At 71.9% G+C, this 15,490-nt stretch carries 16 protein-coding genes and 1 pseudogene; 15 read left to right on the top strand and 2 right to left on the bottom strand.

Annotated elements, in window-relative coordinates:
• Positions 1–69 precede the first annotated feature (69 nt).
• The gene (locus RWE79_RS30520) at positions 70–474 is read right to left on the bottom strand and encodes a hypothetical protein (protein ID WP_475943295.1); all 405 of its coding nucleotides are present in this window, start codon (positions 472–474) and stop codon (positions 70–72) included.
• A 227-nt stretch (positions 475–701) separates the two neighbouring features.
• Here RWE79_RS30520 and RWE79_RS30515 point away from each other — a divergent pair, with 227 nt between their 5' ends.
• The 13 genes from RWE79_RS30515 to RWE79_RS30455 all read left to right on the top strand — a co-directional run bounded on the left by RWE79_RS30515 (position 702) and on the right by RWE79_RS30455 (position 12,638).
• On the top strand, positions 702–1,991 hold the full coding sequence (locus RWE79_RS30515; RefSeq protein WP_475943294.1) for a GAF domain-containing protein: 1,290 nt from the start codon (positions 702–704) through the stop codon (positions 1,989–1,991).
• A 12-nt stretch (positions 1,992–2,003) separates the two neighbouring features.
• Positions 2,004–2,564, top strand: coding sequence for a GNAT family N-acetyltransferase (locus RWE79_RS30510; protein WP_475943293.1), 561 nt, complete (start codon positions 2,004–2,006; stop codon positions 2,562–2,564).
• A gap of 130 nt (positions 2,565–2,694) precedes the next feature.
• On the top strand, positions 2,695–2,778 hold the full coding sequence (locus RWE79_RS30505) for a putative leader peptide (RefSeq protein WP_475946193.1): 84 nt from the start codon (positions 2,695–2,697) through the stop codon (positions 2,776–2,778).
• 144 nt (positions 2,779–2,922) lie between these two features.
• Positions 2,923–4,620, top strand: coding sequence for a nitrite/sulfite reductase (locus RWE79_RS30500; protein WP_475943292.1), 1,698 nt, complete (start codon positions 2,923–2,925; stop codon positions 4,618–4,620).
• Between the two features lie 364 nt (positions 4,621–4,984).
• Positions 4,985–5,164 (top strand): hypothetical protein, encoded by a 180-nt coding sequence (locus tag RWE79_RS30495; RefSeq protein WP_475943291.1) that lies wholly within the window; start codon positions 4,985–4,987, stop codon positions 5,162–5,164.
• Complete coding sequence (locus tag RWE79_RS30490; protein WP_475943290.1) at positions 5,161–5,868, top strand: phosphoadenylyl-sulfate reductase; 708 nt, start codon at positions 5,161–5,163, stop codon at positions 5,866–5,868. The genes RWE79_RS30495 and RWE79_RS30490 overlap by 4 nt, the downstream gene beginning before the upstream one ends.
• A complete protein-coding gene (gene cysC / locus RWE79_RS30485; RefSeq protein ID WP_475943289.1) occupies positions 5,868–6,446 on the top strand; it encodes an adenylyl-sulfate kinase in 579 nt (192 codons plus the stop codon). Before RWE79_RS30490 ends, cysC begins: the two co-directional genes overlap by 1 nt.
• Positions 6,443–7,381, top strand: coding sequence for a sulfate adenylyltransferase subunit CysD (gene cysD, locus RWE79_RS30480; protein ID WP_475943288.1), 939 nt, complete (start codon positions 6,443–6,445; stop codon positions 7,379–7,381). The genes cysC and cysD overlap by 4 nt, the downstream gene beginning before the upstream one ends.
• Before the next feature lie 2 nt (positions 7,382–7,383).
• Entirely contained in the window at positions 7,384–8,736 is a 1,353-nt protein-coding gene (locus tag RWE79_RS30475; RefSeq protein WP_475943287.1) for a sulfate adenylyltransferase subunit 1, read from the top strand.
• Positions 8,737–8,952: 216 nt separating this feature from the next.
• Positions 8,953–10,080: an aliphatic sulfonate ABC transporter substrate-binding protein gene (locus RWE79_RS30470; protein WP_475943286.1), complete on the top strand. Its 1,128-nt coding sequence runs from the start codon at positions 8,953–8,955 to the stop codon at positions 10,078–10,080.
• A 43-nt stretch (positions 10,081–10,123) separates the two neighbouring features.
• A complete protein-coding gene (locus tag RWE79_RS30465) occupies positions 10,124–10,918 on the top strand; it encodes an ABC transporter ATP-binding protein (RefSeq protein ID WP_475943285.1) in 795 nt (264 codons plus the stop codon).
• Positions 10,905–11,879: an ABC transporter permease gene (locus RWE79_RS30460; RefSeq protein WP_475943284.1), complete on the top strand. Its 975-nt coding sequence runs from the start codon at positions 10,905–10,907 to the stop codon at positions 11,877–11,879. The genes RWE79_RS30465 and RWE79_RS30460 overlap by 14 nt, the downstream gene beginning before the upstream one ends.
• A gap of 3 nt (positions 11,880–11,882) precedes the next feature.
• Entirely contained in the window at positions 11,883–12,638 is a 756-nt protein-coding gene (locus RWE79_RS30455; protein ID WP_475943283.1) for a sirohydrochlorin chelatase, read from the top strand.
• A 149-nt stretch (positions 12,639–12,787) separates the two neighbouring features.
• Here the strand turns inward: RWE79_RS30455 and RWE79_RS30450 are convergent.
• Positions 12,788–13,144 (bottom strand): annotated as a pseudogene (locus tag RWE79_RS30450) (winged helix-turn-helix transcriptional regulator); the annotation flags it as partial.
• A 57-nt stretch (positions 13,145–13,201) separates the two neighbouring features.
• Between RWE79_RS30450 and RWE79_RS30445 the strand changes: the two are divergent.
• Both RWE79_RS30445 and RWE79_RS30440 read left to right on the top strand, forming a co-directional pair.
• Complete coding sequence (locus RWE79_RS30445; RefSeq protein ID WP_475943282.1) at positions 13,202–14,416, top strand: pyridoxal phosphate-dependent aminotransferase; 1,215 nt, start codon at positions 13,202–13,204, stop codon at positions 14,414–14,416.
• Between the two features lie 63 nt (positions 14,417–14,479).
• The gene (locus RWE79_RS30440; protein ID WP_475943281.1) at positions 14,480–15,481 is read left to right on the top strand and encodes a quinone oxidoreductase family protein; all 1,002 of its coding nucleotides are present in this window, start codon (positions 14,480–14,482) and stop codon (positions 15,479–15,481) included.
• Positions 15,482–15,490: the final 9 nt, after the last annotated feature.

Genomic DNA, 15,490 nt, shown 5'->3' with positions numbered 1-15,490 from the left:
CGAAGGAAAAGGGGCGGCGCCGCGCCGACTCGGCGCCACCCCTGGCTCGGGTACCCCGGCCGTGACGCGTCAGCGGTGCAGCCGTGCGCGCGGCCCGGTGCGGTCGCGGGTCCGCGCCGCCGCCTCGACGGCGATGATGATGTCCTCGTCGTCGGCGTCCGGCGGGAAGCCGGCCAGCGCGCCCCGGGCCTCGTGGTACTCCAGGACCCGGCCCGGCCCGGTGTCCTGGCGGCCGCGCGGCGGCCGCAGATGGATCACCAGGTCGGCGGGGAGGGACAGCAGCTCCTGGAGCCCCTCGACGGAGTCGGGGAAGCCGTCGATGACATATCCGCGGGCCGCGTCCGGCACGGCGGCCGGGTGGTCGCCGAAGCGCAGGTGCGGGACGCGGAAGGCGCTCGCCAGCCGGGAGGCGCGGCTGGCGCGCTCGTCGTCCGGGCAGCCGACCACGACAACGCGCGGGGGGACGGGCGACACGGGCGGTGGCCTCCTCGGGGGTTCGTGCGCTCACCTGGTGAGTGGCGTGGCGCGGCGTCACTGTCCGCCGGGCGTACGACGATGCGCAACCGTTGCAGACCGTTGCAACGGAATGTGGCCGTTGACCCTTCGGCGGGCGGCGGGCGGCGGCACCATGGGCAGTGCGGTACGAAGCACGACCTCGGCACAGCTGCGCAGCACAGCGCGTAGAAGCACGCAGGAGCGCCATGAGCCAGCCAGAGAACGACCTGGGACCGCTGTCCGCCCAGGAGCGACGGAGGTCCCTGCAGCTGCTGGCGAACGCGCGGCACGCCGCGCTGAGCGGCGCGGCGGCCCCGACCGGCCCGCGCCCGGTGATCAGCGACTCCTGGACCCGGGCCGTGGACCACGGGGTGGACCCCGACAGCGGCAGCCACACCGGGCTGCTGTCGGCGGACGAGCTGGAGCAGCGCCGGCACTCCTCGCCGCTGCAGGCGGTGCTGCCGGCGCTGCGCGACGGGCTGGTGTCGGTGGCGGACGTGGCCTGGCACATCATGGTCGTCTCGGACGCCGAGGGCCGGGTGCTGTGGCGGGACGGCAGCAGGGCGATCCGCCGCAGCGCGGACCGGCTGGGGTTCGCCGAGGGCGCCTCCTGGGCGGAGACCACAGTCGGTACGAACGCGATCGGCACCGCCCTGGTGACCCGGCGGCCGGTGCAGGTGCACTCCGCCGAGCACTTCGTACGGGCCCACCACCGCTGGACGTGCGCCGCCGCCCCGCTGCACGACCCGCGCGACGGGCGGCTGCTGGGGGCGGTGAACATCAGCGGTCCCGCCGCCACCGTGCACCCGGCGTCGCTGTCGCTGGTCACGGCGGTGACCCGGGTCGCCGAGGGGGAGCTGCGCGCCCTGCACTGGGCGTCGGTCGAAAGGCTGCGGTCGCTGGCCGCGCCACTGCTGGCGCGGGTGACCGGCCGGGCGGTGGTGGTGGACTTCAACGGCTGGACGGCGGCGGTGACCGGTATGCCCGCGCTGGAGCGGGTGGCGCTGCCCACCGCGCCGGCGGCGGGGCCGGTGTGGCTGCCCTCGCTGGGGCTGTGCACCCTGGAGCCGCTGCCGGGCGGCTGGCTGATCCGGGCCGGGGCGGGGGACCTGCCGGACGCGCCGAGCCGGGTGGTGGTGGACGTGAGCCGGCCGCACGACTGGTCGGTCACCGTCTCCGGGGCGGCCGGCGGCTGGTCGCACGAGCTCAGCCCGCGCCATGCCGAGCTGCTGTTCGTGCTGGCCGTCCACCGGGGCGGCCGGACGGCTGCCGAACTGGCCCGGGACCTCTTCGGCGACGCCAGCCGCGCGGTCACCGTCCGGGCCGAGCTGTCACGGCTGCGCCGCACCCTGGCGGGCATCCTCGCCCATCGCCCCTACCGCTTCGCCGACGCCGTCTCGGTGGATCTGCTGCGTCCCTCCCGCCCCATGGACCTCCTCCCCCACTCCAGTGCCCCGGCGGTCCGCCTCGCCCGCGAGGAGCCCCCCGGCCCGTGATTGGGTGAGGCCATGAGCCACACCGTCACCGTGACCACCTGGTCCCTGGAACAGACCGCGCCCTCCGATCTCGTACCGTCCGCCGCGCAGGCCCCGCCGCAGGTGCGGATCGTTCGGGCCGAGCGGCCGTCCCCGCGGTTCAGCCGCTTCCTGTACGCGTCGGTGGGCGCCGACTGCGCGTGGACCGACCGGCTGCCGTGGACGTACGACCGCTGGCAGGCCTTCCTCGGCCGGCCCGGTGCCGAGACCTGGGTCGCGTACGAGCAGGGCACCCCGGCCGGGTACATCGAGCTGGACCCGCAGGAGAAGGGACAGGTCGAGATCTCCTACTTCGGGCTGCTGCCGGACTTCCGGGGGCGGCGGATCGGCGGCCATCTGCTGTCGTACGGGATCGCCCGCGCCTGGGACCTCGCGGACCGCTGGCCCGGCGACCGGGAGACCACGGCGCGGGTGTGGGTGCACACCTGCAGCCTGGACGGGCCGCACGCGCTGGGGAACTACCAGAAGCGCGGCTTCCGCGTGTTCGACACCGCGGTGGCGGAAGAGGAGGAGAAGCCGACGAGCGGGTGGTGATCGCGACGGCCGGCCGCACGGGGGCGGCGACCCGGGGTGACAAGCCGCGTCGTCTCAGCAGTCGAGATGTGAGCGTCCACATCTTGGAAGCCGGTGGACTCCCCCGAGACCCCCGTGACACGCTTTCGTCATGTCGCGCACTGGAATCGCCTTGGTAGGTCGGCTGCACGTCGACCTCGGTCGTATGTCCAGTTCCATCTGTCCGGTGAGCTGAACGCACCGGTAAGCATCGCTGCCGCCGCTGTCACCGCCCCCGCCGCCGCGGACGCGTGAGTGCCTCGCCGCGTGATTTCGCAGGCCATAGGGTGCTTCAGCGCTACCACAGACCAATCCAGCCTGTCAGAAGGACTGCATCGCCATGGCCACCACCCCTGAGAAGCCCGCAGCCGCCGCTGCCCGCCGCAAGGCGAGCCGCCACCGTGGCGAGGGTCAGTGGGGCGTCGGGCACCTCACGCCTCTCAACGCCAACGAGCAGTTCAAGAAGGACGACGACGGTCTCAATGTGCGGACACGCATCGAGACGATCTACGCCCACCGCGGCTTCGACGCCATCGACAGCGCCGACCTGCGCGGCCGGATGCGCTGGTGGGGCCTGTACACCCAGCGCAAGCCCGGGATCGACGGCGGCAAGACCGCGATCCTGGAGCCGGAGGAGCTGGACGACAAGTACTTCATGCTGCGGGTCCGTATCGACGGCGGCCGGCTGACCACCGAACAGCTGCGGATCATCGGCGAGATCTCGCAGGAGTTCGCGCGCGGCACCGCCGACATCACCGACCGGCAGAACATCCAGCTGCACTGGATCCGGATCGAGGACGTCCCGGAGATCTGGCGGCGGCTGGAGGCCGTCGGGCTGTCCACCACCGAGGCCTGCGGCGACACCCCGCGGGTCATCCTCGGCTCGCCGGTGGCCGGCATCGCCGAGGACGAGATCATCGACGGCACGCCCGCCATCGATGAGATCCATGCCCGCATCGTGGGCAACAAGGCCTTCTCCAACCTCCCCCGCAAGTTCAAGACGGCGGTCTCCGGCTCGCCGCTGCTCGATGTCGCGCACGAGATCAACGACGTCTCCTTCGTCGGCGTGGACCACCCGGACCGCGGTCCCGGCTTCGACGTATGGGTCGGCGGCGGCCTGTCCACCAACCCGAAGCTCGGCGTCCGGCTCGGCGCCTGGGTGCCGCTGGAGGAGGTCGCGGACGTCCACGAGGGCGTCATCTCGATCTTCCGTGACTTCGGCTACCGCCGGCTGCGCACCCGCGCCCGGCTGAAGTTCCTGGTCGCCGACTGGGGCGCGGAGAAGTTCCGCCAGGTCCTGGAGGACGACTACCTCAAGCGCAAGCTGGTCGACGGCCCGGCCCCGGCCCAGCCGGTCGCCCAGTGGCGCGACCACGTGGGCGTCCACCGCCAGCGGGACGGCCGCTTCTACGTGGGCTTCGCCCCGCGCGTGGGCCGGGTCGACGGCGCGACACTCAGCAAGATCGCCGAACTGGCCGAGGAGCACGGCTCGGGCCGGCTGCGCACCACCGCCGAGCAGAAGATGATCGTGCTCGACGTCGACGAGTCGCGCGTGGAATCCCTGGCCGCGGGCCTGGAGGCGCTGGACCTCACGGTCACCCCGTCGAGCTTCCGGCGCGGCACGATGGCCTGCACCGGCATCGAGTTCTGCAAGCTCGCCATCGTCGAGACCAAGGCGCGCGGCGCCTCGCTCATCGACGAACTGGAGCGCCGCCTGCCGGAGTTCGACGAGCCGCTCACCATCAACGTCAACGGCTGCCCCAACGCCTGCGCCCGTATCCAGGTCGCCGACATCGGCCTGAAGGGCCAGCTGGTCCTGGACGCCGACGGCAACCAGGTCGAGGGCTACCAGGTGCACCTGGGCGGCGCCCTGGGCCTGGAGGCCGGCCTCGGCCGCAAGGTCCGCGGCCTGAAGGTCACCGCCGACGAACTCCCCGACTACGTGGAGCGGATCCTCAAGCGCTTCCAGTCCGAACGCGAGAACGGCGAACGCTTCGCCACGTGGGCGGCACGGGCCACCGAGGAGGCGCTTTCGTGAGCGACGCACGCGCGGCCACCGGGCCGCGGACAACGACGACAGCCGCACCTCTGCGCCGCGCGGGCGGAGAAGCGAACGGAGGGACGCCGTGAGCGACGCACGCGCGGCCACCGGGCCGCGGACAACGACGACAGCCGCACCTCTGCGCCGCGCGGGCGGAGAAGCGAACGGAGGGACGCCGTGAGCGACGCACGCGCGGCCACCGGGCCGCGGACAACGACGACAGCCGCACCTCTGCGCCGCGCGGGCGGAGAAGCGAACGGAGGGACGCCGTGAGCGACGCACGCGCGGCCACCGGGCCGCGGACAACGACGACAGCCGCACCTCTGCGCCGCGCGGGCGGAGAAGCGAACGGAGGGACGCCGTGAGTGAGCGTGCGGCGCCCTTCTACTGCCCCTACTGCGGGGACGAGGACCTGCGGCCTTCCGAGGAGGGCCACGGCGCGTGGGAATGCGGCGCGTGCAACCGCGCGTTCCGCCTCTCGTTCCTCGGGCTGCTGGCCAAGGGCCTGCGGCGCGACGCCGACGAAGGGGTAGGCACATGACCACGGCTCAGGCACGTACCGCCGCCGGGCTGAGGGAGCTGGCCGAACAGGCCGGCCGCGACCTGGAGGACGCGTCCGCGCAGGACATCCTGCGCTGGGCCGTCGCGGCCTTCGGGCCGCGTTTCTGCGTGACCTCGTCCATGGAGGACGCCGTCGTGGCGCACCTCGCCTCCCGGGTCGCCCCCGGGGTGGACGTGGTGTTCCTCGACACCGGCTACCACTTCCCGGAGACCATCGGCACCCGGGACGCGGTCGCCGCCGTCATGGATGTGAATGTCATCACGCTCACTCCCCGCCGCACGGTGGCCGAGCAGGACGCCGAGCACGGGCCCCGGTTGCACGACCGCGACCCCGATCTGTGCTGCGCCCTGCGCAAGGTCAAGCCGCTGGAGGAAGGCCTCACGGCCTATGACGCCTGGGCCACCGGCCTGCGTCGCGACGAGTCCCCGACCCGGGCGGGAACCCCCGTCGTGAGCTGGGACGAAAAGCGGCAGAAGGTGAAAATCTCCCCTATCGCCAAGTGGTCACAGGAAGACGTGGCAACGTACATCGCCGAGCACGGAGTCCTGACCAATCCTTTGCTCATGGATGGGTATGCCTCCGTGGGCTGCGCCCCGTGCACCCGCCGGGTGCTGGAGGGCGAGGACGCGCGGGCCGGCCGCTGGGCGGGCACGGCGAAGACCGAGTGCGGACTGCACGGCTGATGACGACTGACCAGACCTATCGGGAGAAGCAGATGAGCGTGACAGACACCGGAGCCACCGTCTGGCTCACGGGTCTGCCGAGCGCGGGCAAGACCACGATCGCCTTCGCGCTGGCGGAGCGGCTGCGCGGTGACGGACACCGGGTCGAGGTGCTGGACGGCGACGAGATCCGCGAGTTCCTCTCCGCGGGCCTCGGTTTCAGCCGCGAGGACCGGCACACCAACGTGCAGCGCATCGGCTTCGTCGCCGAACTGCTGGCCTCGCACGGCGTCAAGGTCCTCGTCCCGGTCATCGCGCCCTACGCCGACAGCCGTGAGGCCGTCCGCAAGCGTCACCAGGCCGAGGGGACCGCCTACCTGGAGGTCCATGTCGCCACCCCGGTCGAGGTCTGCTCGGTACGCGACGTCAAGGGGCTGTACGCCAAGCAGGCCGCCGGCGAGATATCCGGACTGACCGGGGTCGACGACCCGTACGAGGCACCCGAGACGCCCGACCTGCGGCTGCAGACCCAGGACCACACCGTCGAGGACTCCGCCGCGGTGCTCACCGCACTGCTCGTCGAGAGGGGACTGGCGTGAACACCACTGTCGCGGCACTGACCGGAACCACCGGGAACCCGTACACCCTGTCGCACCTGGACGCCCTGGAGTCCGAGGCGGTGCACATCTTCCGTGAGGTGGCGGGGGAGTTCGAGCGGCCGGTGATCCTGTTCTCCGGCGGCAAGGACTCCATCGTCATGCTGCACCTGGCGCTGAAGGCCTTCGCGCCGGCGCCGGTGCCCTTCGCACTGCTGCACGTCGACACCGGGCACAACTTCCCCGAGGTCATCGAGTACCGCGACCGCACCGCCGAGCGGCACGCGCTGCGGCTGCACGTCGCCTCCGTGCAGGACTACATCGACGACGGCCGGCTGCGTGAGCGCCCCGACGGCACCCGCAACCCGCTGCAGACCGTGCCGCTGCTGGACGCCATCACCGAGGGCAAGTACGACGCCGTCTTCGGCGGCGGCCGCCGCGACGAGGAGAAGGCCCGCGCCAAGGAGCGGGTGTTCTCGCTGCGCGACGAGTTCGGTGCCTGGGACCCGCGCCGCCAGCGCCCCGAGCTGTGGTCGCTCTACAACGGCCGCCACTCGGCGGGCGAGCACGTCCGGGTCTTCCCGCTCAGCAACTGGACCGAGCTGGACGTGTGGCAGTACATCTCCCGCGAGGGCATCGAACTGCCGCAGATCTACTACGCGCACCAGCGGGACGTCTTCGCCCGTGACGGCATGTGGCTGACCGCGGGCGACTGGGGCGGTCCCAGGGACGGCGAGACCGTGGAGCGACGGCTGATCCGCTACCGCACCGTCGGCGACATGTCCTGCACCGGCGCCGTCGACTCCGACGCCGCCACCATCGAGCAGGTCATCACCGAGATCGCCGCGAGCCGGCTGACCGAGCGGGGGGCCACGCGCGCCGACGACAAGATGTCCGAGGCCGCCATGGAAGACCGCAAGCGCGAGGGGTACTTCTAACCATGACCGCCATCACCGCCACGACCGAACAGCTCGCGGCCACCTCGCTGCTGCGCTTCGCCACCGCCGGATCGGTGGACGACGGCAAGTCCACCCTCGTCGGCCGGCTGCTGCACGACTCCAAGTCCGTGCTCACCGACCAGCTCGAAGCCGTGGAGCTGGCCTCCGCCCGGCGCGGCCAGGAGGCGCCCGACCTGGCGCTGCTCACCGACGGCCTGCGCGCCGAGCGCGAGCAGGGCATCACCATCGACGTCGCCTACCGCTACTTCGCCACCGCCCGGCGCCGGTTCATCCTCGCCGACACCCCCGGGCATGTGCAGTACACGCGCAACATGGTCACCGGCGCCTCCACGGCCGAGCTGGCCGTGGTCCTGGTCGACGCCCGCAACGGCGTCGTCGAGCAGACCCGCCGGCACGCCGCCGTCGCCGCCCTGCTGCGCGTCCCGCACGTGGTGCTGGCCGTCAACAAGATGGACCTGGTCGCGTACGCCGAGCCGGTCTTCGCCGCCATCGCCGAGGAGTTCACCGCGTACGCGGCCTCGCTGGGCGTCCCGGAGATCACCGCCGTCCCGATCTCGGCGCTGGCCGGCGACAACGTGGTGACCCCGTCGGCCAACATGGACTGGTACGGCGGCCCGACGATCCTGGAGCACCTGGAGACCGTCCGGGTCGGCGACGACCCGACGGCCGACCCGGCGCGCTTCCCCGTGCAGTACGTCATCCGCCCGCAGACCGCCGCCCACCCCGACTACCGGGGCTACGCCGGCCAGATCGCCTCCGGTGTGCTGCGCGTCGGCGACCCGGTGACGGTCCTGCCGTCCGGGCTGACCAGCACCGTGACCGGGATCGACCTGCTGGGCAAGCCGGTGGACGTGGCGTGGGCGCCGCAGTCGGTGACCGTGCTGCTCGCCGACGACCTCGACATCTCGCGCGGTGACCTGATCGCGCCGACGGCGGGCGTCCCGGCGACCACCCAGGACGTGGAGGCGACGGTCTGCCATCTGCACGAGCGGGCTCTCAAGGTCGGCGCCCGGGTCCTGCTCAAGCACGGCACCCGCACGGTCAAGGCGATCGTCAAGGAGCTTCCGTACCGGATCGACCTGACCCACGGTCTGGCCCACGAGGACCGGCCCGGCGAGCTGTCGGTCAACGACATCGGCGCGGTGGTGCTGCGCACCTCCGAGCCGCTTCCGCTGGACTCGTACGTGGACTCCCGGTTCACCGGCTCCTTCATCCTGATCGACCCGGCGGACGGCAGCACGCTGACCGCCGGCATGGCCGGCGAGGCCTTCGCCGCCCAGCAGAACCCCGTCGCGGACGCCGCGGACGGGGACGACGAAGGGTGGGACTTCTGATGACTGTCGACGCCTTCGCCTTCTTCGACAAAGTAGGTGGCCGCATCGGCAGCGGCTGTCTCGGCAGCGGTCAGGGCGGTGTCGCGCGATGTGCGCGGTAACCGTCCGACACCTGGTTTCACCGCACCGAAGATCGCACCGCCGAAGACCTGACAGCCACCACCCGGCCGCGCCGTAGCTCTGCGCGCGGACGGGCCCTTGAGAGGAACACCTCCCGTGACTGCCGATCGCAGCCCCGCACCGAGAACCGCCATCCGCCGCCGCCTGATCGCCGGCGCCGCCCTTCTGCCGCTGGTGGCCCTCGCCGCCTGCGGCTACGGCTCCAACAAGAAGGACGACACCACCGCCGCGGCCAGCGGCAGCACCAGCAGCAAGAAGCTGTCCGCCAGTGAGGTGAAGATCGGCTACTTCGCCAACCTCACCCACGGCACGGCCCTGGTGGGTCTCGCCAAGAACGGGCCCATCCGGCAGGAGCTCGGCAGCACCAAGGTCACCACCTCCGTCTTCAACGCGGGCCCTGCCGAGATCGAGGCGCTGAACGCCAAGTCGATCGACATCGGGTGGATCGGCCCCTCCCCCTCGATCAACGGCTATGTGAAGTCCGGCGGCAAGAGCCTGAAGATCATCTCCGGTTCGGCCTCGGGCGGCGTCAAGCTCGTCGTCAACCCGAAGAAGATCAAGTCCCTCAAGGACATCAAGGGCAAGAAGATAGCCACCCCGCAGCTGGGCAACACCCAGGACGTGGCGTTCCTCAACTGGATCGCCGACCAGGGCTGGAAGGTCGACGCCACGACCGGCAAGGGTGATGTCTCCGTCGTCCGCACGGACAACAAGATCACCCCGGACGCCTACAAGGCCGGCTCCATCGACGGCGCCTGGGTGCCCGAGCCGACCGCCTCCAAGCTGGTCGCCGAGGGCGGCAAGGTGCTGCTCGACGAGAGCGACCTGTGGGACGGCGGCAAGTTCGTCATCACGAACGTGATCGTCTCGCAGAGTTTCCTCAAGGCGCACCCCGACGTGGTCAAGGCCGTGCTTGAGGGCTCGGTGAAGACCAACGCCTGGATCACCGCCAACTCCGGCAAGGCCAAGGCGATCGCCAACTCCGAGCTGGAGACGCTGTCCGGCAAGGCCCTGCCCGACGACGTCATCGACCCGGCCTGGAAGAGCATCAGCTTCACCAACGACCCGCTGGCCTCCACCCTCAAGACCGAGGCCGATCACGCGGTCAAGGCCGGCCTGCTGGACAAGCCCGACCTCAGCGGCATCTACGACCTCTCGATCCTGAACAAGATCCTGAAGGCCGACGGCAAGTCCGGGATCAGCGACGCCGGTCTCGGCAGCTAGTCCCACCCGCCCGTACGCCCAGGACCTCCAGGAGGTGACGCCCATGGCCACCGCACTCACCAAGCAGCCCGCCGAGCCGATCGACACGGCTTCCTACGCCGCCCGTATCGAGCATGTCTCGAAGTCCTTCGGCCGCCCCGGCGCGGAGCAGCACGTGCTGGACGACATCACCATCGATGTCGCCCCAGGCGAGTTCGTCTGCCTCCTGGGGGCCTCGGGCTGCGGCAAGTCCACCCTGCTCAACCTGGTCGCAGGACTCGACCGGCCGTCCGCCGGGGGTATCGACACCCCCGGCGGCCGCCCGGCCCTGATGTTCCAGGAGCACGCCCTGTTCCCGTGGCTCACCGCGGGCAGGAACATCGAACTCGCGCTGCGCATGCGCGGCGTCCCCGGCTCCGAGCGCCGCGACGAGGCCGAGCGGCTGCTCGAACTCGTCCGGCTGCGCGGCGCCTACGGCAAGCGGGTGCACGAACTGTCCGGCGGTATGCGGCAGCGCGTGGCGCTGGCCCGCGCGCTGGCCCAGGACAGCCAACTCCTGCTGATGGACGAGCCGTTCGCGGCGCTGGACGCCATCACCCGTGACGTACTGCACGAGGAACTGACCCGCATCTGGACCGAGACGGACCTGTCCGTGCTCTTCGTGACGCACAACGTGCGCGAGGCGGTGCGGCTCGCGCAGCGCGTCATCCTGCTGTCCTCCCGTCCGGGCCGGATCGCCCGGGAGTGGACGGTCGACATCCCGCAGCCGCGCCGGATCGAGGACGCCGCGGTCGCCGAACTGTCCGTAGAGATCACCGAGCAGCTGCGGGGGGAGATCCGACGCCATGGCCAGCACTGACATCAAGCCCGCGAAGCCCACAGAACCTACAGATCCCACTGACTCCACAGGCCCCACAGGCCCCACTGAGCCCGTGGGCTCCGCGGGGCCCACGGAGAACGGCAAGTCGTCGCTGGACGGGCTGGAGGCCGGGCTCGACGCCCTGGAGACCAGCGTCGTCCAGCGGCCGCCGCTGCTGAACAAGCTGCGTGAGAAGGCGCTGCCGCCGGTCATCGCGATCGCGCTGGTGCTGATCGTCTGGCAGCTGGCGTACCACTTCGAGGTCAAGCCGCACTACACCCTGCCGAGCCCGGCCGACGTGGCCCGTGCCCTGAAGGACAAGTGGCTGGACGGCACCCTGCTCGGCTATGTGTGGACCAGTGTGTCGCGCGGCGCGCTGGGCTTCGTGGCCTCGGTCGCGATCGGCACCCCGCTGGGGCTGCTGGTCGCCCGGGTCAAGCCGGTGCGGGCCGCCATCGGCCCGATCCTGTCCGGCCTCCAGTCGCTGCCGTCGGTGGCCTGGGTGCCGGCCGCGATCATCTGGTTCGGCCTGTCCGACGCCACCATCTACGCGGTGGTGCTGCTCGGCGCGGTGCCGTCCATAGCCAACGGCCTGGTGGCCGGCGTCGACCAGATCCCGCCGCTGTTCCTGCGGGCGGGCCGGGTCATCGGCGCGACCGGACTGCACGGTGTGCGGCATGTGCTGCTGCCCGCCGCGCTGCCGGGGTACCTGGCCGGGCTGAAGCAGGGCTGGGCGTTCTCCTGGCGCTCGCTGATGGCGGCCGAGCTGATCGCGACCTCCCCCGACCTGGGCACCGGCCTGGGGCAGCTGCTGGAACAGGGCCGTGAGCTGTCGGACATGCCGACCGTTCTCGCCGCGATCCTGCTCATCCTGATCGTCGGTATCGGCATCGAACTGCTGGTCTTCGCCCCGATCGAGCGTGCCGTGCTGCGCAGCCGCGGTCTGCTGGTGCGGAGCTGACCCATGACCCGGCCGGTACTCCTCGTCATCGCCCACGGCAGCCGTGATCCCCGGCACGCCGCGACGGTGCGCGCGCTCACCGAGCGCGTACGCGGGGCCCGGCCGGGTCTTCGGGTCGCCACCGGCTTCCTCGACTTCAACGCGCCGGCAGTCCCCCGGGTCGTCGGCCGTCTGGCGGCGGAGGGGGAACGCGAGGTGGTGGCCCTCCCCCTGCTGCTGACCCGCGCCTTCCACGCCAAGGCCGACATCCCCGCCGTGCTGCGCGAGGCGACCGCCGCCCACCCCCGGCTGACCGTCCGCCAGGCCGACGTCCTCGGCCCCTCCCCGCTGCTGGTGGCCGCGCTGGAACGGCGGCTGTACGAGGCCGGGCTGCGCCCCGGCGACCGGGCGTCGACCGGGATCGTGCTGGCCTCGGCGGGCTCCTCCGACCCGGAGGCGATCGCGGCGATCGACCGGACCGCACGGGAGTGGCGGCGCACCGGCTGGCGCGCGGTCCGGCCCGCGTTCGCCTCCGCCGGTCTCGCCCGCACCGAGGACGTGGTGCGCGAGCTGCGCGCCGAGGGCGTCGAGCGGATCGCCGTGGCACCGTACGTCGTCGCCCCGGGCTTCCTCCCCGGCCGCATCGCGCGGGGCGCCGGGGCGGCGGGCGCCGACGTACTCGCCGAAGTCCTCGGCGACGCCCCCGAACTGGCCCGGCTGCTGCTGCGCCGCTACGACGACGCGCTGGCGGTGCGCGGCCCCGTACTCCTCAGCGCCTGAGCGGGTCGGCGGCCTCCCGCGCCACGGCGGTCGCACGGCCACGGCGGTCGCACGGTCACGGGGTCGCACGGTCACGGGGTCGCACGGTCACGGGGTCACACGGTCACGGGGTCACACGGTCACGGGGACGAGGGTACCGCCGGGCCCGTCGCGTTCCAGTGCTCCCGGAGGGCGTCGGTCGGGCGGGGTTCGCCGAGCGCGGGGGTGCCCCAGACGGCGAGGGCCGCGAGTACGGGCTGCAACTCGCGGCCGCGGCCGGTGAGTTCGTAGACGTAGGCGGCCCCGGGCGGGGGCAGCCGGCGGCGGGTCACCAGCCCTTCGCGCTCCATGTCCTTGAGCCGTCCGGCGAGGACGTCGGTGCTGACGCCCGGCAGGTCGGCGTGCAGGTCGGTGTAGCGGCGGGGGCCCGCCAGGAGTTCGCGGACGATGAGGAGGGTCCAGCGCTCCCCGGCCACGTCCAGGGACCGGGCGATCGGGCAGTACTGGTCGTAGCTTCGGCGCGGCATGTGATCACCCTAGCGAAAAGGTTGGACTTTCCAAGCTCTTACTTGGTAAAACCAAGCATGGAGTTCAAGCAGTCCGCCAAACTGGCCAACGTCCTGTACGAGATCCGCGGACCGGTGATCGAGCACGCCAACGCGCTCGAAGAGGCCGGCCACAGCGTGCTGCGCCTCAACACCGGCAACCCCGCGCTCTTCGGCTTCGAGGCACCCGAGGAGATCCTGCAGGACATCATCCGCAGCCTTCCCCAGGCCCACGGCTACAGCGACTCGCGCGGCATCCTGCCCGCCCGCCGGGCCGTGGCCGCGCACTACCAGGACCGGGGCCTGACCGATGTCGGCGTGGACGACATCTTCCTGGGCAACGGGGTCTCCGAACTGGTCCAGATGGCCGTCCAGGCCCTGATCGACGACGGGGACGAAGTCCTCGTCCCGGCACCGGACTTCCCGCTGTGGACCGCCGTCACCAATCTCGCCGGCGGCACCGCGGTGCACTACATCTGCGACGAGTCCGCCGACTGGTTCCCCGACCTCGACGACATCGCCTCGAAGATCACCGACCGCACCAAGGCGATGGTCATCATCAACCCCAACAACCCCACCGGCGCGGTGTATCCGCGGGAACTGCTGGAGGGCATGCTCGACCTCGCCCGGCGGCACGGACTGCTGGTCTTCGCCGACGAGGTCTACGACAAGATCCTCTACGACGACTCCGTCCACCACCACGCCGCGGCCGTCGCCCCCGACGTCCTCTGCCTGACCTTCAGCGGCCTGTCCAAGGCCTACCGGGTGGCCGGCTTCCGCAGCGGCTGGCTGGTTGTCACCGGGCCCAGGCAGCATGCCAAGAGCTACCTGGAGGGCCTGGTCACCCTCGCCTCCATGCGGCTGTGCGCCAACGTCCCGGCCCAGTACGCCATCCAGGCGGCCCTGAGCGGCCGCCAGAGCATCAAGGACCTCGTCCTGCCCGGCGGCAGGCTCCACGAACAGCGTGACATGGCCTGGGAGAAGCTCAACGAGATCCCGGGCGTCTCCTGCGTCAAGCCCAAGGGCGCCCTGTACGCCTTCCCCCGGCTCGACCCCAAGGTCCACCCGATCCACGACGACGAGAAGTTCGTCCTGGACCTGCTGCTGCGCGAGAAGATCCAGGTCGTCCAGGGCACCGGTTTCAACTGGCCGCGCCCCGACCACTTCCGCATCCTGACCCTCCCCCGGGCCGACGACCTGGAGGCGGCGATCAGCCGGATCGGCCGCTTCCTGGCGGGCTACCGGCAATCATGAACGCGGCGTGAAGCATCCCCGCGGCCCGGAATACCGCCCCGCGGGCCCCCGTTGGCGACTCGCATGCGAGCAATCGGATTCGATACGAACGGCAGCCCCGACGTCCTGCGCGAGCTGGAACTCCCGGTACCCGCCCCGGGGCCCGGCCAGGTGCTGGTCGAGGTGGCGTACGCGGGCGTGAACTTCGCCGAGGTCCAGCACCGGCGCGGTGAGTTCGGCGAGCCCGACGGGCCCGGCGGCACCGATGTGCCGGGGCTGGAGGTGTCGGGACACGTGGCGGCGCTCGGCGAGGGCGTGAGCGGGTTCACCGAGGGCGAGGCGGTGGCCGCGTACCTGCCCGCCTTCGGCGGCTACGCGCAGTACGCCGTCGCGCCCGCCGTCTTCGTCCATCCGCTGCGCACCGACGCCGGGGACATCCCGCTGGACGTCGCGGGCGGCATCTCCTGCGTCCTGCCCACCGCGTACGGCCTGCTGGAGGGCGCCGGCCGGCTGCGCGGCGGGGACACGGTGCTGATCCACGCGGCGGCCGGCGGCGTCGGCTCCGCCGCGGCCCAGCTCGCGCGGGCGCTGGGCGCCGGACGAGTCCTGGGCACGGTCGGCTCACCGGACAAGGTCGGCTACGCGCTGTCCCTCGGCTACGACGAGGTGTTCGTACGCGACGCCTTCGCCGGCTCCGTCAGCGGCGTCGACCTCGTCCTGGACCCGGTCGGCGGCCCGGTGCGCGAGGCCAGTCTCACGGTGCTCGCCCCCTTCGGCCGGGTCGTTCCCTTCGGCGACGCCGGCCGCCACGGGGACTGGACGACCTCCGTCCGGGACCTGTGGAAGCACAACCGCTCGGTCAGCGGCTTCAACATCGGCGACCTGGCCCGCCGCGCACCCGCCCTGCTCGCCGGCTACACCCGGTCGGCCTTCGCCCTGCTGGCCGCCGGCAAGGTCACCGTGGACATCACCGCCGCGCTTCCGCTGACCGCGGCCGCCCGGGCGCACCAGGCGCTGGAAGCCGGTACGACCCTCGGCAAGACGGTGCTCGTCGTGGCGGAAACGCAACCCACGCAACCCACGTGATCGGGCCGG

The organism is Streptomyces sp. RLA131 (genome assembly GCF_056270125.1).
This window is presented reverse-complemented; position numbering and strand designations above follow the sequence as displayed.